The sequence below is a fragment of the Isoptericola sp. NPDC055881 genome (assembly GCF_053615895.1).
Genome location: NZ_JBSHCR010000007.1, coordinates 55,668 through 80,560, shown reverse-complemented (window position 1 = coordinate 80,560; position 24,893 = coordinate 55,668). Strand labels below are relative to the sequence as shown.

Here is a 24,893-nt window from a genome sequence, read left to right as displayed (position 1 = left end):
CGGTGACCCGCCCTAGGGCTCGGTTACCAGATCCGGTCTGGTGGTTCGACTTCTCCAGTGAGAATGCTCGAGTATCCCGAAGCCGTGTCAGTCGTTCCTGTGACGAGACGATCCGGGACATGTTCGAGCTCGATGTTCAGCAATCAACTCAGATCCTGAACGAGGTTCGGTCGGCCGACGTTGTGGTGAAAGATGCGGCTGCTCCACAGCGCGGGCCTTCGATCAGGTGGCTCCCCGCTGAGCAACGTCATGGGCGTGGGACACGCCAGCCCTGATCGGCGATCGCCATCGGAACCCACGGTAGGGGGCGAGGGTGTGCTTGGACGCCGCGTTGGGGTGTGCCTGAGCCGCGGAGGAGCATGGGATCCCGCCTGGTGAGCGACTTTCCGGAACCACCCACGTGAGGAGGTTCCCGGGTAGTCGGGAGCCCACAAGACGAAAGTCCCGGTCGAGTTCAACTCGGCCGGGACTTTCGTCGTTTCAGAGGTCGACGGCCGACCTGACGCTTCAGCGCAGCCTGCGGAAGAACCCGCGGATGTCGTCGACCAGCAGGTCGGGCGCGTCGTGCGCCGCGAAGTGGGAACCGGTGTCGTAGACGTTCCACGACACGATGTTCTTGTGGTCCCGCTCGGCGAACGCGCGGATCGAGTGGAAGTCCCAGGCGAAGTTGGCCAGCCCCAGCGGCACGGTGGTCGGCTCGGTCGGCTTGTCCGTGGCGTGGAAGTCCTCGTAGTAGAGGCGCGCGGACGACGCCGCCGTGTTGGTGAGCCAGTAGATCATCGTGTTGGTGAGCACGTAGTCGGGGTCGAGGTTCGGCCCGAGCAGCTGCGCGTTCCAGCCGAGCTGTCCCACCGGCGAGTCCGCGAGCGCGTGCGAGAGCGTCTGCGGGGCGGTCGACTGCAGCTTGTCGTACGCACCGCCGTTCTCCAGCCACCACGACAGGAACTCGACGTTCTTTCGGTCTTCCGGCGACAGGTTCTCCAGCTCGGCGGGATCGCCGGACGGGAACGAGAAGACCTGGGTCACGTGCACCCCGAGGACGTGTTCGGGGTCGCAGCGCCCGACCTCGGGCGAGATGAGGGAGCCGCCGTCGTTGCCGTGAGCGCCGTACTGCTCGTACCCGAGGCGGTGCATCAGCTCGGCCCACGCCTTCGCGATCCGGTACCGGCTCCAGCCCCGGTCGGTGGTGTGGCCCGAGAAGCCGAAGCCGGGCACCGACGGGATCACCAGGTGGAAAGCGTCGGCCGGGTCGCCGCCGTGGGCTCGCGGGTCGCTCAAGCGGTCGATCACGTCCAGGTACTCGACGACCGTCGTCGGCCAGCCGTGCGTCAGCAGCAGGGGAGTCGCATCCGCCTCGGGTGAGCGGACGTGCATGAAGTGCACGTTCTGCCCGTCGATGGTCGTCGTGAACTGCGGGTACCGGTTGAGCCGCGCCTCCCAGGCGCGCCAGTCGTACTCCTCGCGCCAGCGCCGGACCAGACCCTGCAGGTACTCGAGCGACACGCCGTAGTCGGCGCCGCCGTCGGGCAGCTCGTTGGTCCAGCGCACGCGGGAGAGGCGCTGGTCGAGGTCATCGAGGTCGGCCTGGGGGATGTCGATGCGGTACTCGTTGATGTCCATGGATCCCACTCTGTCGGCCCATGAGGAAGACTTGCTTCCTCATAGGATGCGAATCTTGGGCCATGTCGGAAACCTCTGCGCGGCTCCTGCGCCTGCTCTCGCTCCTCCAGCTCCCGCGCGACTGGGCCGGTCCCGAGCTGGCCCGGCGGCTCGGGGTGAGCGGGCGGACCGTGCGCGCCGACGTCCAGCGTCTGCGGGACCTCGGCTATCCGGTCGTGGCCACACGCGGGAACGTGGGCGGCTACCGCCTCGGCGCGGGTGCGAACCTGCCGCCGCTGCTGCTCGACGACGACGAGGCGGTCGCGGTCACCGTCGGACTCCGTACGGCCACGGGCGGTGCCATCGCGGGGATCGAGGAGGCGTCGCTCCGGGCGCTGGCCAAGCTGGAGCAGGTGCTGCCATCCCGGCTGCGCCGCCGGGTCGGCGCCCTGCAGACCTACACGGTGCCTGTGCCCCATGACGACGCAGGACCGACCGTCGACACGGAGGTCCTGACGACGCTCGCCGCCGTCTGCCGCGACCGCGAGCGGCTCCGGTTCGACTACGCGGACCACTCCGGCGCGGCCACCGTCCGCGCCGTCGAGCCGTACCGGCTGGTGAACTGGGGCCGCCGCTGGTACCTCTTCGCGTGGGACCTGGACCGGGACGACTGGCGGACCTTCCGCGTCGACCGGATGCGGCCGCGCATCCCGACCGGTCCGCGGTTCGCCCCGCGGGAGCTGCCCGACGACGTCGCGGCGTACGTGTCGAGCCGGGTCTCCGCCGCCGCCTGGCGATACCGGACGCGGGTCACCGTGCACGCCCCTGCCGAGGTGGTGGGCGAACGGATCAGCCCGGCGGTGGGCGTCGTCGGACGCATCGACGAGCAGACGTGCGTGCTGGACACCGGAGCCGACACCGTGGAGACGCTCGGCGCGTACCTGGGACTGCTCGACGCGGACTTCGACGTCACCGGACCGCCGGAGCTCGTCGCACATCTCCGCCGTCTGACCGCGCGCTACGCGCGCTCGACCCCACCCACCTCCGACCGGGTGTGCCTGGCACCGGTGCCCTAGTCGCGGACGTGCTGGTCAGCGAGCTTCCGGAACCACCCACGTGCGATCCGGCTGTGGGCGACGGCACGGGCCCGTGGCCTGCTCGCCGTCGTCCTCGCCGCTCTCGTCGTCACCCAGGTCGCCGTGCTCCCCGCGGCGTTCGTGCGGACGGCGGGCGAGCCGCCCGACCTGACGCCGCTCGACGACCCATCGACCCAGACTGCTCACTCGACGACGATCTCGACCGGCACGTTCCCCTGGGTGGCCAAGGAGTACGGGCAGGAACGGTGTGTTGCCTCCAGCAGGGTCTTGCCGGTGTCGCCGGCCAGGTGCTCGGGGAGCTCGGCCCGCAGTGTGGCGGCGAGCGTGAAGCCCGGCCCGGTCGGCACGAGGCTGACCTCGGCAGTGACCGCAACGTCCTTGGCGTCGAGGCCTCTGCTCTGGGCGATGAGACCCATCGTGGTGGAGAAGCAGGCCGCCCAGCCCGCGGCGAAGAGCTGCTCAGGGTTGACGCCGTCGCCTGTTCCACCCATCTCCTTGGGCAGCGCGAGCTGAACGTCCAGCCGTCCGTCCGAGCTGACAGCGCGGGCGTCGCGTCCAGATGACGTGGCGACGCCGGTGTACGTCGGGTTCATGTTCTGACCTTCCGTCCTGGTGTACCTGGGAACGCTGTCAACGATCACCACCGTCCGTGGCAGCCGCCATGACCTCCTAGGTACAGCAACCCGCGTTACCTGACTGGTCATGGCCGCTCGCCTGCGAGCGCGCCACACTGGCGTGACCACCACACCCGAAGAATGCGACCGCCATGACTGCAGAACTTCGTGACGAGCCACAGGCCGTCGGCGAGCTCGTCCGCTTCTGGCGGGTGCACAGGCGCCTGAGTCAGCTCGACCTAGCCCTCCAGGCCGAGATGTCGACCAGGCACCTCAGCTTTGTCGAGACAGGGCGTGCCCAGCCCAGCCGGCAGCTGCTGGTCCATCTGTCCAACCAGCTCGACCTGCCGATGGCCGAACGCAACCGTCTCCTGCTGGCCGGTGGGTTCGCGCCGATCTACCTGGAGAAGTCGTACGAATCCGAGACGATGCGGCCGCTGCGCGAATCCCTGCACCAGCTGCTCGACGCACACATGCCTCACCCGGCGCTGATCGTCGACGGACTGTGGAACCTGATCGACGCCAACGACGCGGCGTCCTTGCTCTGGGCCGGGGTGGACCCCGAACTGCTGAAACCGCCCGTCAACCTGTTACGGCTGTCGGTGCATCCCGGTGGCATCCCCAGCATCTCGTCGATGACGGCCGCGTGCAGCGCCCCACTGATCCACCAGCTGAGACGCCAGAGCCGCGACAACGCCGACGGGGCCCTGGCCGAGCTGGTCGATGAGGTCGAGTCCTACCTACCCCACCAAGCACCCAGGGCTGCCACCCAGCCGATGGTCACTCTCGACCTCCGCACCCGCCGCGGCAACGTCCGCCTGTTCACCCTGATCGCCACGATCGGAGCCCCCCTCGAGGTCACCGCAGCAAGCCTCGCCATCGAGACCTTCCTCCCCGCCGACCCCCTCAGCGCCGCCCGCCTCCAAGAGCTGGCAGCCTCCGACGACAGCTGACCGAAACCATCGGCCGCCTCAGGAACGGTGGGCCAGGAAGGGAACTGAACCATGGCGGCCGTCGACGACGTTCGAGCGCTGGGCACACAGCTCGAGCGTTCCTCCGAGGTCTACGTGCGGGGGCGGCTGAAGTTCCGCGTCGGTCAGATGGTCTACGTGGCCTTCTCCCTGGACGAGACAGTGATGGGTTTCGCCTTCCCGAAGGAAGAACGGGCAGCGCTGGTCGGAGGGGACCCCCGCACCTTCCAGCTCCCCGCGGAGTCGGACCTCCGCTTCAACTGGGTCCACGCCGACCTCGCGGCCCTGGACCCGACCGAGGCGCGCGAGCTCGTCGTCGATGCTTGGCGGATGGTCGTCCCACGCAAGCTCTCCCGTGCCTACGACCTCGCCCATCCCGCCGGCCCGCACGACGGCTGACCGACGGCGCCACGCCATCGCGATCTCCCTCGCCGGCCGGGACCGGACGGTGGACTGTCGAGAGACCGGAGCCTTCCGCATCTCATCCGGTCGTGGCGCCGGGTCGAGCGTCAGGGAGCGAGCAGGAACTTCGAGCGCTCGCCCGCCTCGAGCCGTCGGTGCGCGTCGGCCGCCGCGTCGAGCGGGACCACGGTGCGCGCCCGGAGCGCCAGGCTCCCGTCGGCGAGGCGGCTCATCGCTTCCGACAGCGCGCCGACGATGCCCTCCGGCCTCGGCCCGGACAGCGGCACGCCGAGAGCGGGCCCGCTCGCGTTGCTCAGGGTGACGACCCGCTCGGGGCCGCCGGCCAGAGCGATCGCATCGCGGAGCTCGGAACGGGTCGCGGCGTCGACCACCGCGTCGACGTGCGGTGCACGGGCGCGGACGTCCGCCACGAGGTTCGGGCCGTAGGAGACGGGGACCGCACCCCAGCCCTCCACGGTGGCGAAGTCCGCCGGTCGTACGGCGGCGATCACGGTGGCGCCCCGGGCAATGGCGAGTTGCGTCACGATGGTGCCGACCGAACCCGCCGCGCCGAGCACCAGCAGGGTGTCGCCCTCGCCGACGGAGACCAGGTCGAGCACCCTGACGGCGGCCTCGCCGGACGCGGGGAGCGCCGCGGCGTCCTCCCAGGAGACGGTGGCGGGCTTGCGGACCCAGAAGTCGGCGACGGCGAGCGCTGCGTAGCCGCCGAGGCCGGGGAGGAAGACCGCCACCTCGTCTCCTGGTCCGACGTCGTCCACGCCGGACCCGACGGACTCGACGGTGCCCGCGCCCTCGAAACCGAGCACGGTGCCCTCGTGGGCGCCGAAGGCCTTGAGCCTCCCCGACCGCAGCGCCAGGTCGGTCGGGCCGACGCCGGCGAGGCGCAGGGCCACCCGGATCTGGCCTGGGCCTGGAGCGGGCACGAGGACATCTGCCGGGCGCAGCACCTCGGGAGAGCCGAAACTGGTCAGGGCAACAGCGTGAGTCATCACGAGCCTCCATTCGTTGGTGGTGAGAAGTGTGGGGCGGTCCGGTCAGACCTGGCTGGCGCCTCCGTCGACGTACAGCTCTGTGCCCGTGATGTAGGAGCTGCGCGGCGATGCCAGGAAGAGCACCGCGTCGGCGACCTCGTCGGGCGTCCCCAGGCGTCCGGCCGGCACGCCGCTGGCCAGGCCCGCGAGCAGCTGCTCCGACGCCGCGGCGTCGGGCGCGAGCCCGCTCAGGCCGGGCGTCCTGATCGGGCCGGGCGCCACCGTGTTGACGCGGATCCCGCGGCCGACCAGCTCGGCTGCCCAGCTGCGCGCGAACGACCGGAGGGCGGCCTTGCTCGCGGCGTACACGCTGAAGCTCGGGCTGCCCTTGACGTCGATGTTGGAGCTGGTGATCACGACGGACGCCCCGGGGTTGAGCAGGGGCAGCGTCTTCTGCACGGTGAACAGCGTCCCGCCGACGTTCCCGTTGAAGATGTCGGCATAGTGCTGCCAGGAGATCTCCTCCAGCGAGGCGAACCCTCCGCCGCCGGCGTTGGCGAACACGACGTCCAGACCTGCCCCCCGCTCCTCGATCGCGGCCACGAGCCGGTCGAGGTCCGCCAGGTCGGCGACGTCGCCCCGTACGCCGGTCGCGCCGTCCCCGATCGAGGCGACCGCCTCGTCCAGGGCCGTCTGGCGGCGGCCCGTGAGGAAGACGTGGGCACCCTCGCGCGCGAACCGCTGCGCGGTGGCCAAACCGATGCCCGAGGTCGCTCCCGTGACCAGCACCGTCTTGCCGTCGAACTCTCCCACGACTTCTCCCTCGCTCTGCCCCGGCGTCAGGCCGGGGCTATTTATGTATCGCGCGGTACATAAGTCGCGTGCGGGTCCCGGTATTCCGAGGACGGCGGATCTCTGTACGGTGCGGTACAGAACGCGGGAGGGGATGCGGTGACCGACGCAGACGGCAGGCGGGGCAGGCCCCGCGAGTTCGACGTCGACGAGGCGCTCGATCGCGCGATCGAGGTGTTCTGGCGGCACGGCTACGAGGGCGCGTCGCTGGCACAGCTCACGGCCGCGATGGGGATCAACCGGCCCAGCATGTACGCGGCGTTCGGCAGCAAGGAGGAGCTCTTCCACCGCGCGGTGAGCCGCTATGCCGAGGTCGACATGGCCTACGCCCGTCAGGCGCTCCAGGAGCCCACCGCCTACGAGGTCGCCCGCGCCTTCCTGCACGCCAACGTCGAGGCGCTCACCCGCCCCGACCGCCCGTCCGGCTGCCTCTCGGTCCAGGGAGGCCTGGCCGCGGGCGGCGACGGCGGACGGGCCGCAGCGTTTCTGGCGCAGAGCCGCCTGCGCGGCGAACGAGCGATGGCTGAGCGGTTCGCCCGCGCCGTCGTCGAGGGCGACCTGCCCGTCGGGACCGACGCCACCGACCTGGCGCGGTTCGTCATGGCCGTGAGCGAGGGGCACGCGGTCCATGCGGCGGCCGGCGTGGACCGCGCCAGCCTGCGCGCCTCCGCCGACATCGCGCTGCGTGCGATCAAGCACGCGTGAGGACCTGGATGCGGGCGGGACCTTCTGTGACCCGGACGGGTCAGGCGCGGTCGTAGGTGAGGACCTGCACGCCCGAGGAGAGCGTGACCTGCTCGGCCGGCTGGAAGAGGTGCGGCTGGAACGGGCCGTCGAAGAGCGGGATGCCCGACCCGATCACCGACCTGTTCTGCTTGAGGACGAGCCGGTCGATCTCCGGCAGCAGCGCGTGCGCGAGCTTGCCGCCACCCACCAGCCACAGGTCCAGGCCGTCCTCGGCCTTGAGCGCGCGCACCCGGTCCAGGGCGTTGTCACGGACGATCTCGACGGCAGGATCACGGCTCTCCAACGTGCTGGAGAAGACGAGGTGGCGCAGGTGGGGGTACGCGTCGGTCATCCCGGCGGCGAGCCCGACCTCGTACGAGGCCCGGCCTTCGAGGACGGTGTCGAACGCCCGCCCGGGCGCGTCGATGCCCATCGCCTGGCGGGCCGGGCCGGGGAGGGTCTCGGGAAAGTGCTCGACGATGAACTGGACGACGTCCGGTGTGATCGGGAAGAACTCCGCGCCGCTGGGGTCGCCGCCGTCGGGGCCGGCGATGTAGCCGTCGAGAGTCGTGGCCACGTAGTACACGAGCTTGCGCATGCATGTCTCCTTCGCGGTCCGACGAGTCGTGGGAGAGCACCGGACCCGTCGCCGGCTGGTCAGGGGGGGTCGCAAGCCCGGCACCTGCGACGACGCCCCAAGACTAGGGTCACCGCACCGGTTCGGTCCTTCGACCAGGGCAGGCGAGGCGCGGGTCGTGGTGGGGAAGGTATCCGCTGGTGCGCTCGGTGGTGTCCGGCCCACGATGACCCCATGACCGTGCCCACCGGCGAGACCGCGCAGGTCGTCGAGGTCGCGTGCGACGAGTCGGGGTTCTCCGGCACGAACCTGCTGGACCCGGCGTCGCCGGTGATCGTGCACGCGGCGGTGGACCTCGGCGAGGCGGACGCGGCGGAGCTGCTGGGCACGCTGCGGACGCGGTTCCACCACCGCGGGGCGGCGGAGCACAAGGCACACCTGCTGCTGCGGCCCGGGCAGCCGGAAGCGGTGGCGTGGTTCCGCGACGCGCTGGACGGACGGTCCACGGTGCACGTCGTGGACAAGCGCGGCCACCTCGCCGCGCGGGTGCTGGACCTCCTGACCGGGACGCCGTCGTACCTCGACGGCACTCCCCTCGGCCGCGACCACGGGGTGTCGGTCGACGTGCTGCGGGAGCGCACCGACGTGCTCGCCGCGTTCGTCGCGATGACACGGCTCAAGCACCGGCGGCGCGTGGACGGCGGCGCGGTCGACCGGTTCCTCGCCGTCGTCCCGGCGGACGTGCCGGAGCTCGCGGGCCTCACCCGCGCCGGTGTCGTCACGGTCCTGGAGCGCCTGCTGGACGGCGACCCCGCGGTGCCGCCCCCGCTGGAACCGCTCGTCCCCGCGCTGGCCGCGACGGCGTTGCGATGGAGCGACGGCCGCCGGTCGGTCGCCGTCGTGCACGACGAGCAGAGCGCGCTCACCCCGCAGCGCACCACCCTCCTGGCGGCCGCCCTCGCCGCGGCGGTCGCTCCCGCCCCGCCGCCGCTCCTCGGCGTGCGGCAGGTGGACTCGCGCCGCGACCCGCGCGTCCAGGTCGCCGACCTGCTGGCCGGGCTGGCCCGGCGCGACGCCCTCCAGGCAGCCGGGGCGCCCCGGCGCTGACTCTCACGGCGATGGACGCGGCATGGGGTTGCGCAGTGAGAAACCGGTCTCTAATGTCGGAAACCGGTTGCTGTACCTTTCCCATGACCAACGACGGTCGGGAAGGGCGGGTGCGCGCTGGCTGGCGCACCCCGTGCACCCGGTGAAAGTCCCGCGTTCGACGACGAAGGTGAGGCAACGACGATGAACCGACATGCTGCGCGACGACTCCTCGCGGCGGGGGTGACGACATCCCTGGCCGCCGTGATCGGAGTGACTGCCCTGACGCTCCCCGGCGCCCAGGCCGCGACAGGCGGCGTGACCGGGTTCGCCACCCAGAACGGCGGTACGACCGGCGGTGCCGGTGGCGCCGTCGTGAAGGCCACGACCGGTACCCAGATCCACGAGGCGCTGTGCCGGCGCGCCGCCGACGACACCCCGATCACGATCCAGGTCGAGGGCACGATCAACCACGCCAACACCAGCAAGGTCTCGGGGGACAGCTGCAACACCGCGGACGGCGTCATCGAGCTGAAGCAGATCAGCAACGTCACGCTCGTGGGTGTCGGGTCCGGGGCCACGTTCGACCAGCTCGGCATCCACCTGCGCGAGTCCAGCAACGTCATCATCCAGAACGTCACCGTCCGGAACGTCAAGAAGTCGGGCTCCCCCACGTCCAACGGCGGCGACGCGATCGGCATGGAGTCCGGCGTGTCGAACGTGTGGGTGGACCACGTGACGCTGGAGGCGTCCGGCGGCGAGTCCGAGGGCTACGACGGCCTCTTCGACATGAAGGCCGACACGAGGTACGTCACGCTCTCCTACAGCATCCTGCGCGGCTCGGGGCGCGGCGGACTCGTCGGGTCGAGCGACAGCGACCTCGAGAACGGGCCCGTCACCTACCACCACAACCTCTACGAGAACATCGACTCGCGCCTCCCCCTGCTGCGCGGGGCGACGGCACACATCTACAACAACCACTACGTGGACATCCACGAGTCAGGCATCAACGCCCGTGCCGGCGGCAAGGCCAAGGTCGACAACAACTACTTCGAGGACTCGAAGGACGTGCTCGGCACGTTCTACACCGACCTGCCCGGCTACTGGCAGGTCTCCGGGAACACCTTCGACAACGTGACCTGGTCGGCTCCCGGCGAAGACACCCACCCGGCGGGTCCGAACCCGACGTCGACGACGACGGTGTCCGTGCCCTACGCGTACACGCTCGACGACGCGAGCTGCGTACCCGACGTCGTCGACGCGACGGCCGGCGCCGACAAGGGCCTCCAGGTCTCCGACGGGTCGTGCGAGGCACAGACGCCGGACCCGACCGAGGAGCCCACCCCCGAGCCCACCCCCGGGCCCACCCCCGAGCCCACCGACGACCCGACGACCGACCCGACCGACCCGCCGAGCGGCACCAACCTCAGCCTCGGCGCGGGGGCCGACGGGTCGAGCAAGGCCTCGGGCACCAGCTACGGGAACGTCGTCGACGGTGACCCGGCCACCTACTGGTCACCCTCCGGCACGACGGGCCGCGTGTCCGTCAAGTGGGCCACCGCGCAGAGCGTGTCGCAGGTGAACGTGGTCGAGGCGGCAGGTTCCGCCGGCACCATCACCGGGTTCCGCATCGTCGACCACGACACCGGGGCCGTGCTGGCCACCGGGACCCGGGCGGGAGCCGTCGCGCTGCCGACCACCACGCTCAGCAAGCTCGACCTCGAGATCACCGGCGCCTCCGGCACACCGAAGGTGGCGGAGCTCGAGACCTACGCCGGCCGGGGCTCGACCGACCCGACCGACCCGACCGATCCCACGGACCCGACCGATCCCACGGACCCGACCGATCCCACGGACCCGACAGACCCGCCGACCGGTGGCCCGACCCCCGCGAGCGGTGCGATCTACGCCGCCCCGGACGGCTCGGCCTCCGCCGCCGGCACCGAGGCGGACCCGACGACGGTCGCCGCGGCGATCGACGCCGTCGAGCCCGGCGGGCAGATCTTCCTGCGCGGCGGCCGCTACGACCTGGCCCAGACCCTGACGATCGAGCCGGGCGACGACGGCACCTCGGCGGCACGCACGGTCCTCGCCGCCTACCCGGGCGAGACGCCGGTGCTCGACTTCTCCGCCCAGGCGGAGGACCCGTCGAACCGTGGCCTCGCCATCGGCGGCAACTTCTGGCACGTGTACGGCATCACCGTGCAGAACGCGGGCGACAACGGCATCCTGCTCGGCGGCGACGACAACGTGATCGAGCGGGTCGTGACCCGCGGCAACGCGGACACCGGGTTGCAGATCGCCCGGCTCGTCGCGGGCGCGCCGAAGGCGGAGTGGCCGGCGGACAACCTGGTGCTCAGCTCGGAGTCGCACGACAACGTGGACTCCGACGGCGAGGACGCGGACGGGTTCGCGGCCAAGCTGACCGTGGGCGAGGGGAACGTGTTCCGCGACTGCGTGTCCCACCACAACATCGACGACGGCTGGGACCTGTACGCCAAGACCGACACCGGCCCGATCGGCGTCGTGACGATCGAGCACTCGCTGTCGTACGAGAACGGGACGCTGTCCGACGGCTCGCAGGCCGGCAGCGGCGACCGCAACGGCTTCAAGCTGGGCGGCTCCGACATCCCGGTGGACCACGTGATCAGGGACTCGATCGCGTACGACAACGGGCACCACGGGTTCACCTACAACAGCAACCCGGGGTCGATCACCGTGACCGACAACGTGGGCGTCGGCAACGAGGAGCGCAACTTCGCGTTCGACGAGGGCTCTCACCTCTTCAGCGGGAACGTCTCCTGCGGCGGCGGCTCGGACGACAAGCTGTCCGGCACCGACGACGGCACCAACGCCTGGAACGGCAGCGGCGGCTGCGGGGCCTACGCCGGCGCGCTGGACTGGTCGTTCGCCGCGGACGGCACGCTGGAGGTGACCTTCGGTTGACCCGGACCGCCCTGCGTGCGGGACGGGAGCAGGTCAGGGCAGGTGCTCGCCGAGGCCGAAGAAGTCCGCGGCCGCGGCGAGCACCTCGCCCGCCCGCTCCGAGCCCACGAACCCGTGCTCCGCGCCGGTCAGCTCGACCAGGCGACAGGGCACGCCCTCGCGTCGACAGGCCGCGGCCAGGTCCCGTGCCTCCGGCAGCAGCGAGTCCAGCGTGCCCACCGCGACCACCGTCGGCGGCAGCCCCCGCGCGGACCGGTGGAGCCGCGGCGCGGCGGCAGGTTCGACGCCGGTCCACGCCCGCATCGCGTACGTCGACAGCTCCCGGCCAGGGCCGCCCGGCAGCGCGTCGTCGTACGTCGCGAGCGACAGGTCCAGGTTCGGGTTGGTGAGCAGCAGACCGGCGAGCGGACGCCGGCTGCGCAGTGCGGCGAGCGTCGCGACGGCACCGCCCGCCGAGTCGCCGTCCAGGTACAGCCGGTCGAAGCCCTCGTCCGCGAGCACCTCGACGGCCGCCACCGCGTCCTCCACGGCGTCGTCCAGCCGCGCCTCGGGCGCCAGGCGGTAGTCCACCGACACGACGACGACGCCGAGCGTCTCGGCAGCCCGCCGGCACCAGCCGTCCTGGAGGTCGAGGTCGCCGAACAGCCCGTACCCGCCGTGCAGGAACACGGCCGCCGCGCCCAGGGCCCACCGGTCGGGCGTGTACCGGCGCCACGCCCTCCCGGCGGGCGCGAGGTCCTCGACGACACCCGCGAAGGCGCGCGGAGGTCGGGCCAGGGCGCGCTCGCGGGCGCCGCGGCGCAGCGCCGCGACGTCGGGGACGGTGCCCGGCCTCTCGCTCACGACGCGATCCGCAGCTCGCCCATGTCGACCACCGGCTCGTAGCCGAGCCGCTGGTACAGGGCGTTCGACACCGGGTTCTCCAGGTCGGTGAACAGGCAGACGCGGTCCCCGCGGTCGCGCAGGAGGGCCGACACGTGCGTGACCAGCGCGCCTGCGTACCCGCGCCCGCGGTGCGCCGCCGGGGTGAAGACCGGGCCGAGACGGGCCACACCGAGGGACGGGCCGACGACACCCACGAGCGAGACGGGTGCGCCGTCGGCCTCCCACCACCACAGCCTCTGGTCGGTCACCCGGCGTTCCACCGTGTCGCGCGTCGGTCGAGCGTCGGTCGTGCCGGGCGCACGTCCGGCCTGCTCGTCGGCGGCGGCGCCGAAGTCGCCGAACCAGCCGTGCACGACGTCGACCTCGGCCGCGCTCACCGGCCGTGGCCCGCCGGGAGGCGTCCGCGCGGGCGGGACCAGCGTGCCGAGCTCGAACAGGCGGGTCGGGCGCGCGAGGACCAGGTCGCCGCCGGCACGCGCGCGCATCCGCTCGAGGAAGGCGTGGACCGGCACCTGGGCACCGTTCGCGGCAGGGACCATCTCGCCGCGGGCCAGGAGCAGGTCGGCCAGCGACGTGGCCAGGTCCGGCTCCATCGCCATGAGGTGCGCCTGGTGCGGCGGCGTGGCGGCCGTGCGCATCGCGGCTCCGACGACCTCTCCGTCCGCGGCCCGGGCGATCGCGAACCAGTGCGGGTGCTCGGGTGCCGCCTCGCCCCGCGCGGCGCGGGCGGCCAGCCGGTCCGCCGTGGACGCGACGATCGTCGCGCGCACCGGGTCGGCGGCCAGCACGCCGGCGACGGCGTCGAGGAAGGCCTGCGGGTCCTCGGTGAGCTCCCACGCGGGGGTCCGTTCGTCCATGCGCGCACGCTAGCGGCGGGCCGCGCACCCGTCACCCGTATTCGTCGCCGGAGGCGACGGTTGTCCGGTGTCAGGCGCGGACGACGGCGGCCAGCCGGCGGACGACGACGCCCAGGAGCACCAGCCCGGCGGCGAGCAGGGAGAGCGGTCCGCCCCCGAAGCCGGTCTCCGGCAGCTCGGGCTGGTCGGGGGTCGTGACGACCGGCGCGGCCGTGTTCGTCAGCGTGAGGGTGTTGAGCCGCTCGTCGTCCGCGTGGATCACCACCCAGCCGTCGTCGTCGGGCTCGAGCGGCTGCCCGTCGATCTGCCAGCCCTCCGCGCGCCACGCGACCCCGTCCACGCCCGGCGGGTCGGCCTCGCGGAGCGTCACGGTGGTGCCGAGGGGGACGTCGTCGGCCACGAACGGGTCGCCGAGCACCAGGTCGCCCCGCTGCACGGGCCCGTCGTCCACGCGGTACTCGACCGGGAACCGGGTGCCGTCCGGCACGTCCGCGCCGGTGACGACCTTCTCCACCCGCAGCGTCGTGGTCGGGACCGCGGTGTTGGTCACGGCGAGCTGCGCGGTACCCGTCCCCTCGTCGACGGTGATGCTGCTGCCGGGCGACCACGTCGCGACCGCCCACGTCCAGCCGTCCGGGAGGACGGCGTCGGAGGGCGGCCGCTCCGTGACGTGCACGGTGGTGCCGACCGGGAAGTCGCGGCCCGGTCCGGCAGGGCTGCCGTCGGTCGGCGCCCGGAGGACGCCGTCCACGCTGCTGCCGTCGGGCAGCGTCGCCGTCCAGGCGACGTCGAAGGCGTCCGCGTCCACGTCGCCGCGGTCGGCGCCGAGCAGGTCCTTGCTCACCTCGAAGGTGCCGTGCTCCACCGTCGCCTCGTTGGTGACCGTCACCCGCGTCGTCCCGCCGTCGCCCACCGTGATCTCGGCCGGCGAGATCGTCGGCGTGCCCCAGTCCCAGCCGGGCACGTCGGGCAGGTCCGCCTCGTCGAACGTCACGGTGGTGCCGACCGGGAAGTCGAGCGGGTCGCCCTCGGCGTCCGTGGGGGCGACGGGCCGGCCGTCCGGGGCGAGCGTGGTGGAGCCGCTGGTGGTCGTGCCGTCGACGTAGGTCGCGGTCCAGCCGACCGTGAACTCCAGGCCGGTCGGGACGTCCTCCGCGGCGGGCCCGTCGAGCGTCTTGGCGAGCGCGAACGTGCCCGTGGGGACGTGCCCGACGTTCGTCACCTCGAGCGCGACCGTCTCCCCGTCGACGAGCTCGAGCGGGTAGAAGCCGTCCTCGTCCGGGTCGGTGAGCGGTGTCCCGTCCACGGACAGGACCGGTGTCTCCCACTCGACGCCGTCGTCGAAGGTCGGCGGCGCCTCGCGCACCCACACCGTCGACCCCGCAGGGATCGGGTCCCCGTCCAGCAGCGACGTGACGGTCACCGGGTCACCGACCGCGATCTCGCGCTGGCGCGCCTGGCGTGTACCACCCGGCGGGTCGAAGGTGTACAGGACCGAGAACTGGAGGTCGGGGTCCACCGGACCGTCCACGTCGAGCACCTTCACCATGCTGAACGCGGTCTCGGCCTCGGTGTCGCTCACGAGGTTCGTGAGGTCGACGCCCACCACCTGGTCGTCCCGGTCGATGACGATGCTCTGCCCCGGGCTCAGCGACACCCCACCCCAGAAGAAGCCGTCCGGCGGGTCGCCGCGGTTCGTCTCGCTCAGCCGCACCTCCGTGCCGACGGGGAACGTCACCGGGTCGCCCGCGTCGTCGACGGGACGGGTGGGGGCGAACGTCCCGTCGGCGCCGGCGACGAGGTCGATCGTGCCGCTGCTGGTGCTGCCGTCCGGGTCGGTGGCGGACCACCCGACCGTGACCGTGGTGCCCTCCGGCACCGGCACCGCGTCGTCCGTGCCCGTGGTGACCGTCTTGGTGATCTCGAACGTGCCGGTCGTACGCTCCGCCGTGTTCGTGAGCGTCGCGGAGACGACACCGTCGCCGTCGGCCGTGACGGTGAGCGAGGACGGCGACACCGCCGCCCCCGTCCACTCCCAGCCGGGGACGTCCCCGGGCTGCTGCTCGTCGAACGTGACGACCGTGCCCACGGGGAAGGTGCTCAGGGTGTCGTCCACGTCCTGGGGCCGCACCGCGGTGCCGTCGGCGGGAAGCACGAGGGTCCCGGAGCCGAGGACGTCGCCGTCCGGAGAGGTCGCGGTCCAGTCGACGGGGAACGTGGTGCCGTCGGGCAGGTCGCCCGCCGTGACACCCTCCAGCGCCTTGGAGACCTCGAAGGTGCCGCTCGGCGCCCCGCACGGGACGGTGCCCGCGAACAGGAACGAGTGCACCTCCCCGCCCAGCAGGGTGACGTCACGACCGATCACCTGGCCGTCGAGCGGGGCGGCGTCCACGGTGACGTCGGCGAACGGCGCGTAGATCGATCCGTCGATCCGTTCTCCCGTGTGGCCCACGGTCACGTCCCCGGTCACGGCGGACAGGTCCCACAGGATGTACGGCGAGTACTGGCCCTGCGGGTCGATCCGCAGGCCGTGCACGTCGGTGGTGCCGGCAGGGACCCGGATGATCAGCGGGTTCTGCCGGCCGGGCACGGGGCTGCCCGGGGAGAACTGCAGCAGGTCGGCGCCCGCGACGTCCTCGTAGGCGACCACGTTGGGCCGGTCGGCGGAGAGCGGGGAGAGCACCTTGCGCTCGCCGTCGTCCTCCGCGACGGTCAGGTGGTTCGCCTCCTGCCCGTCCGGCGCGGTGACGGTCGCGAGGCACTGCGCGGTGTCCGCCAGGGTCGCGTCCTGCGCCGCCTGCACGTAACCGGCGACGACGTCCTGGGTGTCGCCCGTCTGCTCGGTGAAGATCGACGTGTTGTCGCTCGTGGGCGGCTGGGCGTCGGCCGGGTAGGACTGCGCCGTCGCGTCGATCAGCGGCGGGCTCGACCCGGGCAGGGCCACCCGCACCCAGCCCTCGCCGCGTGCCTCGGTGCCGAACGGACCGAGGTCGCGGTCCACCATCTTCAGCGCCCCGACGTTCTCGGGGGTGGTCGCACCACGGCTGGTGATGTTCACCTGGCCGACGTTCTCCGAGGTGTCCGGGTCGTAGCGTCCGACGAGGAGGCGCGTCGGGTCGCCGTCCACGGTGGGGATCGTGTAGTCCGCCGTCCCGGCGGCGACGTGGATGACCGCCCACTGGGCCGCCTGCGTCACGGTGAGGTCCCGCCCTGCCGCGAGCGACCCCTCCAGCTCCTGGTTGCCCACTCGCGCGTCGCGCTGCGCGTAGACGGTGAACCCGCCGGCGGACGAGAACGGGTTGACGTCGCCCTCGGCGGCGGCTGCCGCCGCCGGCGCCGTCGCGGCCTGGGCGCCGAGACCCACCAGCCCGCCGAGCGCGAGTGCCGCGGCCAGCAGTCCGCTCGTCGTCCTGCGTCCGCTGGTCGAGCCCGATCTGTGCATGTACCGCTACCCCCGGTGAGCGCCGTCCTGTCCGCCTCGCGACACTCTAGGGACGCGCGGCCCGGGCCGCCCGGTGGTCGCGCTCCCACGTTCGGGAGGGTGTCGCACCGGCGGCTGAACGACGGGCGAACGCTCGGCGAACATCACCCGCGACCCCCTGACGAGGGCCGCGGGCGCGACCATACTTCCGCTGTGCATGATGAGATCGCCCGCCTGGCGCGCCACGTCGCCCCGCGCGGAGCCACGCGCGCCGGGGCGATCGCGGACCTGGCGCGGCCGGTGCTCGTGGTCGGCTCCACGTTGCCGGTCGGGGAGCTCGAGGTGATGTTCCGGCGGCCCGAGGTGGGCTCCGTCGCGGTGCAGGACGACGCCGACACGACCCGCACGGGGATCGTCACGCGCGCCGGGCTGACGGCGGCGCTCACCGGGCGCCTCGGGTACGGCCGGGCGGTCCTGGAGCGGCGGCCCACGGGGGCGGTGGCGGACTGGTCCCCCCTCGTCGTCGGGCCGGGGACGCCGGTCGCGGACGTCGCGGGGCTGGCGATGTCCCGGACGGCGGTGCGGCGCTACGACGACGTCCTGGTGCCCGGCCCGACGGCGTGGGGCGCCGCGAGCACGGCCGACGTCATGCGCGCGGTCGTCGCCGAGCTGGCCGACCGCTCCACGCACGACCCGCTCACCCGCCTGCCCGGGCGAGCCGCCACCTGGTACGCACTCTCCCGGCGCTGCGAGCTCGTGCGCGGCGGCGCGACCCGCGTCGTGCTCGTGCTCCTCGATGTGCGCGGGCTCGGCGGGCTCAACGCCGAGCGAGGGCAGGACGACGGCGACGCGCTGCTCGTCGAGCTGGCGGCACGGCTGCGCGCCGCGTTGCCCGCCGGGTGCGAGGCCGGACGCGTGGACGGCGACGGGTTCGCCGTGCTCGCGACCCTGCCGGCGATGGACGACCTCCGTGCCGCGGCGTCCGCCGAGGCGTTGCGGCGGCACGTGCTGGCGCAGCTCGCCGACCCGTCGGGAGGGTGGGACGCCGTCGTGTGGCCCGCGCTGCACTCGGCCGCCGCCTGGTCGGTGGCCGGTGCGGCGGACGCGGACGAGCTCGTCGCCCGGGCGGAGCGGCGCCTCCTGCGGGAGCGGCGCGCGGCCGTCCTGGTCTGAGGCAGGGAAAAGCCCGCGGGCTGGAGGTCGAACCTCCTGCCGTGCTGGACGAGGGCACGGCACCCGCGGGCTCCGGTGGTCGCGAGGAACTCGCTACCCGTCCCGTGCGCCGTCCTGCCTGACGACCGGTCGTCAGGGGGACAGCGCGAAACGCTCAAGGGCGCACGCGACTAGCGCGCGACCACCTCATGGGTCCGAAGAGTCTTCACTGCTTCGATCACCTCCTTTCTCATGTGCCGACGACGGTACGCCGCACCCCCGGGCGAGGCCAAGGGTTTTCCTCAGGGTGAACGACGACGGCCGGGGAGGTCTCAGGCGCGTCGCAGGTGAGCCCACTCGCCGGGGTAGTCGTCCAGCCACTGCGCGAGGGAGCGCGCGGGCCGGCCCACCAGGCGGGAGACGTCGTCGGAGACGTGCGCCAGCTCGCCCGCGGCGATCGCCGTGTAGGACGTGACCCACCCCTCGACCTCGAACGGCTCGGCCCCGTAGCCGGCGCGGGAGGCGTACGCCTCCTCCACGGTCTCCGGGTCGTAGGTGATGGCCCGGCCGGCGGCGCGGCCGAGCGTCGTCGCGACCTCGTCGAGCGTCAGGGCCTGCGGCCCGGTGACCTCGTAGACGGCACCGTCGTGGCGGGCGGGCCGCTCGTCGAGGATGACGGCGGTCGCGACGTCCGCGACGTCGTCGTGCGACACCGCGGCGACGCGGCCGTCGCCCGCCGGGCCGCGGATCACGCCGTCGCGGCCCACGAACGTGCTCAGCGCGTGCAGGTAGAGGTTGTCGCGCAGCACCGTCCACCGCAGCCCGGTGCGTGCTGCGACGCCCGCCAGGTGCTGCTCGGTGTACCAGTGGTCCCGCGCGAACGTGAAGACCGCGTCCCGGGCGGCGCCCGCGAACGACGTGTACACGAGCCGCTCGACGCCGACCTCCGCCGCCGCGTCGATCATCGCCGTGTGCTGCGCGACGCGGTCGGGGGCCTCCCGCGCGCTCACCAGGAAGACGGTGCGCGCTCCCTCGAAGGCCGCCCGCATCGCCGCGGCGTCGTGGTACCCGTCCGCCACCGCGACCTCGGTGACGGGCAATGGGCGGCCGTCGCTCAGTCGAGGCGCTCGTGCCCGGTCGCGCACCACCAGCCGCTGCCGCGCACCCTCCGCGGCCAGCCGGAACGCGAGCCGCGACCCGAGGCGGCCGCTGGCCCCCGTCACGGCGACCAGCCCGTCCGCCGCCCATCTCGCCATGCCCCACGGTAGGCACGACCGTGGGGGTAGGGCCCGTCGAGCGGGTCGGCCGGGCGAGAATGGCGCGGTGAGTGTGATCCCGTTCCGTGTCATGACCGTCTGCACCGGCAACATCTGCCGGAGCCCGATGGCCGAGATCGTGCTGCGCGACCGGCTCGACGCCGCCGGGCTCGGCGACCAGGTCGAGGTGAGCTCGTCCGGGGTGAGCGACGAGGAGCACGGCCGCCCGGTGGACCGGCGCGCGCGCCGCACGCTGGAGGCGCACGGCTACCCCGGCGGCGACGGGCACCGCGCGCGCCAGGTCACCGTCGACGACCTCGCCTCCAGCGACCTGCTGCTCCCGATGACCGCCCAGCACGCGCGACGGCTGCGCCGCCTCGCCGCCGGGGCGCCTGCCGACGGCCTCGCCGAGATCCGCATGTACCGGTCGTTCGACCCGGACGCGCCGGTCGTCGAGCCGGGCGGCGACGAGCAGCCCCTCGACGTCGACGACCCCTGGTACGGCGACGAGGCCGGGTTCGAGGACTGCCTGGCCGAGATCGAGGCCGCCGCCGACGGCGTCGTCGCGCACGTGCGCGACCGGATCGCCGCCCGCGAGCAGGCCAGCTGACGGCGGCCCGTACCCCCGGGCCCGTCTCCCGGTCTCCGGGGTGGAAGGATCGCCGCATGACGACGACCCCCTCCCTCACCGTCCGCCGCGCCCGCGCCGAGGAGTGGCGCGAGACCCGGGAGCTGCGACTCGCGGCGCTGCGGGACCCCGCGGCCCCGGTGGCGTTCCTCGAGACGCACGACGCGGCCGAGGCCCGGCCGGACGAGTTCTGGCAGCAGCGCGCGACCACGGCCGCGACCAGCGACGCCGTGTGCGCGTTCGTCGCCGTCGACGCGGACGGGCGCTGGGTGGGCGCGACCACGGGCCTCATCGAGGAGCCGGGCGCGACGGACGTGCTCGGCGGCCCGGTCGAGCAGCGTCAGGTGCACCTCGTGGGCGTGTTCGTGCGGCCGGAGGCCCGGGGTGCGGGCGTGCTGGGGCGGCTGTTCGACGGCGTCCAGGAGTGGGCGCGCGGGCAGGGCGTCGAGCGCGTCCGGCTGTGCGTGCACGTGGACAACGCTCGCGCGCAGGCCGCCTACCGGAAGCTCGGCTTCGCGCCGTCGGGTGTGCGGTTCACCCTCGAGCAGGGCGAGGAGCTGGAGATGGTGCGGGCGGTGTGACACGCCGCCGGTCGGCGCGACGGCGGAACGTGCGCTGCCACCACGCCCCCGCCCCGGAGCGTTCGGGCGCGGGAGGCGTCGGACGCGGCCCGACGTAGGCCGCGAACCAGCGGGCGGTCTCGCGCCAGACCACCTCGCGCACGTCCGGCGCGGACAGGGTCACGTCGTGCACGGCGCCGTCGAGCCGCACCAGCGTGACGAGGCTGCCGAGCGCGGGGACCCGCAGCGCCACGCCGCCGACCTCCAGCACCGAGTCGGTCCGCAGCATCTCGGGGCTCCACCGCAAGGGCGCCGTCGAACGTGCCGAGAGCAGCACCAGCACCGGCACGTCGATCCCGAGCCCCCGCGACACCCGGTCCTGCCCCTGGAAGATCGCGGCCAGCCACGCCGGCGTGGTGCGCCAGCCCTTGTCGGGACGCCACAGCGGGTCGATGTCCCACGCCCCGTCGAACCGGCTCGACACGCTGCGCACGTAGTACCCCAGGTCGACGTTCACCAGGTGGCTGCGCGGCGCGAGGGCCGCCCGCGCGCGCAGCCCCGGCTCCAGCACCCACCGGCCCACGCTGCGGGTCTGGAACTCGAGCCACGGGCTGTTCAGCACCAGCGCCTCCGCCCGGCCGGGCTTGTGCGCCACCCACAGGCTGAGCACCAGCCCGCCCGTGGAGTGCCCCATGAGCACCAGGCGACGGTCGGACGACGGTTCCGGGCCGTGGCCGAGGACGGCGAGCGCGGCCTCGATGTCCTCGTCGTACGTCGCGAGCGCCGTGATGAAGCCGGGCGTCTGGTGGTCGCGCAGGCTGCGGCCGTACTTGCGCAGGTCGAGGGCGTAGAACCGGGCGCCTTGCCGCTCCCAGAACGCGGCGAGGTGGGTCTGGAAGAAGTAGTCGGTCCAGCCGTGCACGTACAGCACGTCCACGCCCGTGTCCGGCACGCCGCCGGGGTCACCGGGCTCGGGCGCCCGGCGCACCAGGGTCGCGACGACCGGGCCCTCGAAGTCCTCCTCGAGGTCCAGCGTCGTCTGCTCGAAACCGGGCAGCACGTCGGGCGTCCACACGGCGCTCGTCCCGTCCACCCCCACGTCCCGAAGGTAGAGAACGTGGCGCGCCCGCGCGACCCGGCGCCGCCCTGGCACCGTGGATCAGGGCGGGCCCTAGACGACCAGCCAGAGCAGCCAGGTGAACAGCAGACCCAGCACGGCGATGATCGTCTCCATCACCGTCCACGTCTTGAGGGTCTGGCCGACCGTCATGCCGAAGTACTCCTTGACCAGCCAGAACCCGGCGTCGTTGACGTGGGACAGGATGAGCGACCCCGCGCCGATGGCGAGCACGACGAGCGCGAGGTGGGTCGGGGTCAGGCCCGTGGCCAGGGGCGCGACGATGCCGGACGCCGTCACGATGGCGACGGTCGCCGAGCCGGTGGCGATGCGCACCAGCACGGCGATCAGCCAGCCCAGGAGGAGCAGGGACAGGCTCATCGCCACCGCCGCCTTGCCGATCGCGATGCCGGTGCCGCCCTCGACCAGCACGGCCTTGAAGCCGCCGCCGGCACCGACGATCATCGTGGCGCTCGCGATGGGCTTGAGGCTCTCCGTCATCTTGGAGCTCAGGGTGCCGAGGGAGAAGCCGACGCTCGTGCCGAACGTGATCATCGCGAGCAGGACGGCGATGAGCAGCGCCACCAGGGGCTCACCGATGAACGACACGAACGGGTAGAACCACGAGTCGGGGCTGGCCCAGACCTCGACGCCCGCGCGCACCAGCATGAGGATCACCGGGCTGAGGATGGTCACGAGGGTGAGCACGAACGTGGGGTTGCGCGTCTTCACGGTGCCCGGCTCGTCGGTGCCGTCAGTGCCGCGGGTGTCCTCCGCGACGATGCCGCCGCCGCCGCCCTGGGCGCCGATCGGCACCAGCTTCGCGGCGAACCGCCCCCACACGGGGCCGGCGATGATCACGGTGGGCACGGCGATGAGCAGGCCGAGGGCCATGGTGATGCCGACGTCGGCGCCGAGGTTGCCGATCGCGGCGAGCGGACCGGGGTGCGGCGGCACGAAGCCGTGCAGCACGGACAGGCCGGCCAGGGCCGGCATCGCCAGCAGCATCGCGGGCAGCCCGGAACGCCGCACGGCCAGCATGATCACGGGGATCAGCAGCACCAGCCCGACCTCGAAGAACATCGGGATGCCGATGAGGAACGCGATGAGCGCCATGCGCCACGGCAGGCTCCCCGTGCTGCCGCGGAAGATCTTGTCCACGATCTCGTCCGCGCCCCCGGAGTCGGCGAGCAGCTTGCCGAGCATCGCGCCCAGCACCACCAGCACGCCGACGCTGCCGAGCACGTCGCCCACGCCGCCCTCGAACACCTTGGCGACGTCGCCGAGCGGGATGCCCGACCCGATCGCCACGAACAACGACCCGAGGGTCAGGGCGAGGAAGCCGTGCATCTTCAGCATCGTGATGAGCAGCACGACGATCGCGATGCCGATGGCCGTGACCACCAGCACCTGCGTGTCGTGGCTGCTCCACGGCTGGTTGATGAGCTCGAGGGTGTCGTCGTCCCCGGCTGCCTGAAGCAGTGATCGCATCGGGGGTGTCTCCTGTCTGTCGGTCCGCGTCGGTGTGGACGTCAGCGGGTGCCGTTCCCGGTGCGCCGCAGCGCGCGGCCGGGAAGGGCGTCGGTGCGGACGGCGTCGTCGATGACGGCGACGCCGTCGACCAGGACCAGGTCGATGCCCGTCGCCTGCTGGCGCGGGTCCTCGAACGTGGCGGTGTCCTGGACGGTGTCGGGGTCGAGCAGCACGAGGTCCGCGGCGTAGCCGGGGCGGACCAGGCCGCGGTCGACCAGTCTCAGGCGGGCCGCGGGGCGGCCGGTGAGGTGGTGCACGCAGTCCTCGAGGGTGAGGACGCCGAGCTCGCGCACGTAGCGCGCGAGGTAGCGCGGGAAGGTGCCCCACGCGCGCGGGTGGGGGCGGCCGCCGACGAGGATCGCGTCCGAACCTCCGCAGTGCACCCGGTGCTGCATGATCGCGCGCACGTTCTCCTCGTGGCCCACGTGCTGCAGGATCGTCGTGCCCAGCCGGTCGGCGAGGAGCTGCTCCACGAAGACGTCGCCGGGCTCCCGGCCCTCGTCGCGCGCGATCGCCTCGACGGTGCGTCCCACCCGGTGCTCGAGCGCCGGGTTCTGCACCCCGCTGACCTCGATGGTGTCCCACTCGGCGACGCAGCCGTGGCAGCCGTCCGTGCCGACGTGCTCCACCTCGTGCAGGATGCGGGCCCGGTCGTCCGGGTCGGCGAGCCGCGCCAGCAGGGCGTCAGGCCCGCCGGAGAACGCCCAGCTCGGCAGGACGGCGCTGAGCGTCGTCGAGCCCGGCAGGTACGGGTAGGTGTCGAGCGTGACGTCCACGCCGTCGTCCAGGGCCTGGTCGACGAGCGCGAGGAACTCGCCCGCGCGTCCCTTGTTCGGCGCGAAGTTCATCGTCGCGTGCGTGAGGTGCAGGGCGCAGCCCGTGGCCCGCGACAGGTCGATCATCTCCGCGTACGCCTCGAGCGCGCCCTTGCCGTACGACCGCGTGTGCGGGCTGTAGTAGCCGTCGTGCGCGGCGACGACGCGCAGCAGCGCGGCGAGCTCGGCGTCGTCCGCGTACATGCCGGGCGTGTAGGTGAGGCCGCTGCTCATCCCGAGCGCACCCTCCCGCATCCCCTGCGCGAGCAGCTCGCCCATGCGCGCCACCTCGGCGGCGGTGGCGGCCCGCTCGTCGGGACCCACGACCAGGTGGCGCAGCGTGCCCTGGGGCACGAGGTACGCGGCGTGGCACGCGATGCCCCGGTCCAGCCGGTCCAGGTAGCCCGCCACGGACTCCCAGTCCCAGTCGAAGTCCGGCGGGTCGTCGTTCCAGCCCGCGATCTGGGCACGGACCGCCGTCCGGGTGCGCTCGTCGACGGGCGCGAACGACAGGCCGTCCTGGCCCAGCACCTCGAGCGTGACCCCCTGGCTCACCTTCGCCGTGTGGTCCGGGTTGGCGAGGAGCTGCACGTCCGAGTGGGCGTGCATGTCGATGAACCCGGGCGTCAGCGCGCGCCCGCCCGCGTCCACGGTGCGGTGCGCGCCGCCGGCGCGGGCGTCGGAGCGGCCCGCGTCGACGGCGGTGATCCGCCCCGCGGTCACGGCGACGTCGGCCACGACGCCCGGCGCGCCGGTGCCGTCCAGCACCAGCGCGTCACGGACCAGCAGGTCGGCCGTCATCGGGCG

General features: G+C 73.0%; 21 protein-coding genes. 9 read left to right on the top strand and 12 right to left on the bottom strand.

What is annotated here, in order from left to right; translation table 11 throughout:
* Positions 1-507: 507 nt before the first annotated feature.
* Positions 508-1,620 (bottom strand): epoxide hydrolase family protein, encoded by a 1,113-nt coding sequence (locus ACWGKI_RS03940; RefSeq protein ID WP_452184856.1) that lies wholly within the window; start codon positions 1,618-1,620, stop codon positions 508-510.
* A 62-nt stretch (positions 1,621-1,682) separates the two neighbouring features.
* Here ACWGKI_RS03940 and ACWGKI_RS03935 point away from each other — a divergent pair, with 62 nt between their 5' ends.
* Positions 1,683-2,675, top strand: a complete 993-nt coding sequence (locus tag ACWGKI_RS03935; RefSeq protein ID WP_452184854.1) for a helix-turn-helix transcriptional regulator — start codon at positions 1,683-1,685, stop codon at positions 2,673-2,675.
* A gap of 203 nt (positions 2,676-2,878) precedes the next feature.
* On the opposite strand, the gene ACWGKI_RS03930 is transcribed toward ACWGKI_RS03935, so the two are convergent.
* On the bottom strand, positions 2,879-3,289 hold the full coding sequence (locus ACWGKI_RS03930) for an Ohr family peroxiredoxin (RefSeq protein ID WP_452184852.1): 411 nt from the start codon (positions 3,287-3,289) through the stop codon (positions 2,879-2,881).
* Between the two features lie 173 nt (positions 3,290-3,462).
* Between ACWGKI_RS03930 and ACWGKI_RS03925 the strand changes: the two genes are divergently transcribed.
* On the top strand, positions 3,463-4,263 hold the full coding sequence (locus tag ACWGKI_RS03925; RefSeq protein WP_452184850.1) for a helix-turn-helix domain-containing protein: 801 nt from the start codon (positions 3,463-3,465) through the stop codon (positions 4,261-4,263).
* Between the two features lie 51 nt (positions 4,264-4,314).
* On the top strand, positions 4,315-4,680 hold the full coding sequence (locus ACWGKI_RS03920) for an MmcQ/YjbR family DNA-binding protein (RefSeq protein ID WP_380240738.1): 366 nt from the start codon (positions 4,315-4,317) through the stop codon (positions 4,678-4,680).
* 110 nt (positions 4,681-4,790) lie between these two features.
* Here the strand turns inward: ACWGKI_RS03920 and ACWGKI_RS03915 are convergent, their stop codons facing one another.
* The gene (locus ACWGKI_RS03915) at positions 4,791-5,693 is read right to left on the bottom strand and encodes an NADP-dependent oxidoreductase (protein WP_452184847.1); all 903 of its coding nucleotides are present in this window, start codon (positions 5,691-5,693) and stop codon (positions 4,791-4,793) included.
* Between the two features lie 45 nt (positions 5,694-5,738).
* Positions 5,739-6,488, bottom strand: coding sequence for an SDR family oxidoreductase (locus ACWGKI_RS03910; protein ID WP_380240742.1), 750 nt, complete (start codon positions 6,486-6,488; stop codon positions 5,739-5,741).
* A gap of 138 nt (positions 6,489-6,626) precedes the next feature.
* On the opposite strand from ACWGKI_RS03910, the gene ACWGKI_RS03905 reads away from it, so the two are divergent.
* Positions 6,627-7,232 carry a TetR/AcrR family transcriptional regulator gene (locus tag ACWGKI_RS03905; protein ID WP_452184845.1) on the top strand — a complete coding sequence of 202 codons (606 nt, stop codon included), beginning with the start codon at positions 6,627-6,629 and terminating at the stop codon, positions 7,230-7,232.
* A 40-nt stretch (positions 7,233-7,272) separates the two neighbouring features.
* On the opposite strand, the gene ACWGKI_RS03900 is transcribed toward ACWGKI_RS03905, so the two are convergent.
* Positions 7,273-7,851, bottom strand: a complete 579-nt coding sequence (locus ACWGKI_RS03900) for a dihydrofolate reductase family protein (protein WP_380240746.1) — start codon at positions 7,849-7,851, stop codon at positions 7,273-7,275.
* A 213-nt stretch (positions 7,852-8,064) separates the two neighbouring features.
* Here ACWGKI_RS03900 and ACWGKI_RS03895 point away from each other — a divergent pair, with 213 nt between their 5' ends.
* Complete coding sequence (locus tag ACWGKI_RS03895) at positions 8,065-8,937, top strand: DUF3800 domain-containing protein (RefSeq protein WP_452184842.1); 873 nt, start codon at positions 8,065-8,067, stop codon at positions 8,935-8,937.
* Between the two features lie 243 nt (positions 8,938-9,180).
* The gene (locus tag ACWGKI_RS03890) at positions 9,181-11,862 is read left to right on the top strand and encodes a pectate lyase family protein (RefSeq protein WP_452184840.1); all 2,682 of its coding nucleotides are present in this window, start codon (positions 9,181-9,183) and stop codon (positions 11,860-11,862) included.
* A 33-nt stretch (positions 11,863-11,895) separates the two neighbouring features.
* On the opposite strand, the gene ACWGKI_RS03885 is transcribed toward ACWGKI_RS03890, so the two are convergent.
* The 3 genes from ACWGKI_RS03885 to ACWGKI_RS03875 all read right to left on the bottom strand — a co-directional run bounded on the left by ACWGKI_RS03885 (position 11,896) and on the right by ACWGKI_RS03875 (position 17,046).
* Positions 11,896-12,705 carry an alpha/beta hydrolase fold domain-containing protein gene (locus ACWGKI_RS03885; protein ID WP_452184838.1) on the bottom strand — a complete coding sequence of 270 codons (810 nt, stop codon included), beginning with the start codon at positions 12,703-12,705 and terminating at the stop codon, positions 11,896-11,898.
* Positions 12,702-13,604 (bottom strand): GNAT family N-acetyltransferase, encoded by a 903-nt coding sequence (locus ACWGKI_RS03880; RefSeq protein ID WP_452184836.1) that lies wholly within the window; start codon positions 13,602-13,604, stop codon positions 12,702-12,704. The genes ACWGKI_RS03885 and ACWGKI_RS03880 overlap by 4 nt, the downstream gene beginning before the upstream one ends.
* A gap of 70 nt (positions 13,605-13,674) precedes the next feature.
* Positions 13,675-17,046 carry a DUF5979 domain-containing protein gene (locus ACWGKI_RS03875; RefSeq protein WP_452184834.1) on the bottom strand — a complete coding sequence of 1,124 codons (3,372 nt, stop codon included), beginning with the start codon at positions 17,044-17,046 and terminating at the stop codon, positions 13,675-13,677.
* A 192-nt stretch (positions 17,047-17,238) separates the two neighbouring features.
* Between ACWGKI_RS03875 and ACWGKI_RS03870 the strand changes: the two genes are divergently transcribed.
* Entirely contained in the window at positions 17,239-18,198 is a 960-nt protein-coding gene (locus ACWGKI_RS03870; protein WP_452184832.1) for a diguanylate cyclase domain-containing protein, read from the top strand.
* A 311-nt stretch (positions 18,199-18,509) separates the two neighbouring features.
* Here ACWGKI_RS03870 and ACWGKI_RS03865 read toward each other — a convergent pair whose 3' ends face one another.
* Positions 18,510-19,433: an SDR family oxidoreductase gene (locus ACWGKI_RS03865; RefSeq protein WP_380240760.1), complete on the bottom strand. Its 924-nt coding sequence runs from the start codon at positions 19,431-19,433 to the stop codon at positions 18,510-18,512.
* Between the two features lie 76 nt (positions 19,434-19,509).
* Between ACWGKI_RS03865 and ACWGKI_RS03860 the strand changes: the two genes are divergently transcribed.
* Positions 19,510-20,043 carry a low molecular weight protein-tyrosine-phosphatase gene (locus tag ACWGKI_RS03860; RefSeq protein ID WP_452184893.1) on the top strand — a complete coding sequence of 178 codons (534 nt, stop codon included), beginning with the start codon at positions 19,510-19,512 and terminating at the stop codon, positions 20,041-20,043.
* Positions 20,044-20,099: 56 nt separating this feature from the next.
* Complete coding sequence (locus tag ACWGKI_RS03855) at positions 20,100-20,642, top strand: GNAT family N-acetyltransferase (RefSeq protein WP_452184830.1); 543 nt, start codon at positions 20,100-20,102, stop codon at positions 20,640-20,642.
* Here ACWGKI_RS03855 and ACWGKI_RS03850 read toward each other — a convergent pair.
* The 3 genes from ACWGKI_RS03850 to ACWGKI_RS03840 form a co-directional block, all read right to left on the bottom strand.
* Positions 20,596-21,720 (bottom strand): alpha/beta hydrolase, encoded by a 1,125-nt coding sequence (locus tag ACWGKI_RS03850; RefSeq protein WP_452184828.1) that lies wholly within the window; start codon positions 21,718-21,720, stop codon positions 20,596-20,598. The genes ACWGKI_RS03855 and ACWGKI_RS03850 overlap by 47 nt on opposite strands.
* A 72-nt stretch (positions 21,721-21,792) precedes the next feature.
* The gene (locus tag ACWGKI_RS03845; protein WP_380240769.1) at positions 21,793-23,229 is read right to left on the bottom strand and encodes a GntT/GntP/DsdX family permease; all 1,437 of its coding nucleotides are present in this window, start codon (positions 23,227-23,229) and stop codon (positions 21,793-21,795) included.
* 41 nt (positions 23,230-23,270) lie between these two features.
* Positions 23,271-24,887, bottom strand: a complete 1,617-nt coding sequence (locus ACWGKI_RS03840; protein ID WP_452184825.1) for an N-acyl-D-amino-acid deacylase family protein — start codon at positions 24,885-24,887, stop codon at positions 23,271-23,273.
* Positions 24,888-24,893: the final 6 nt, after the last annotated feature.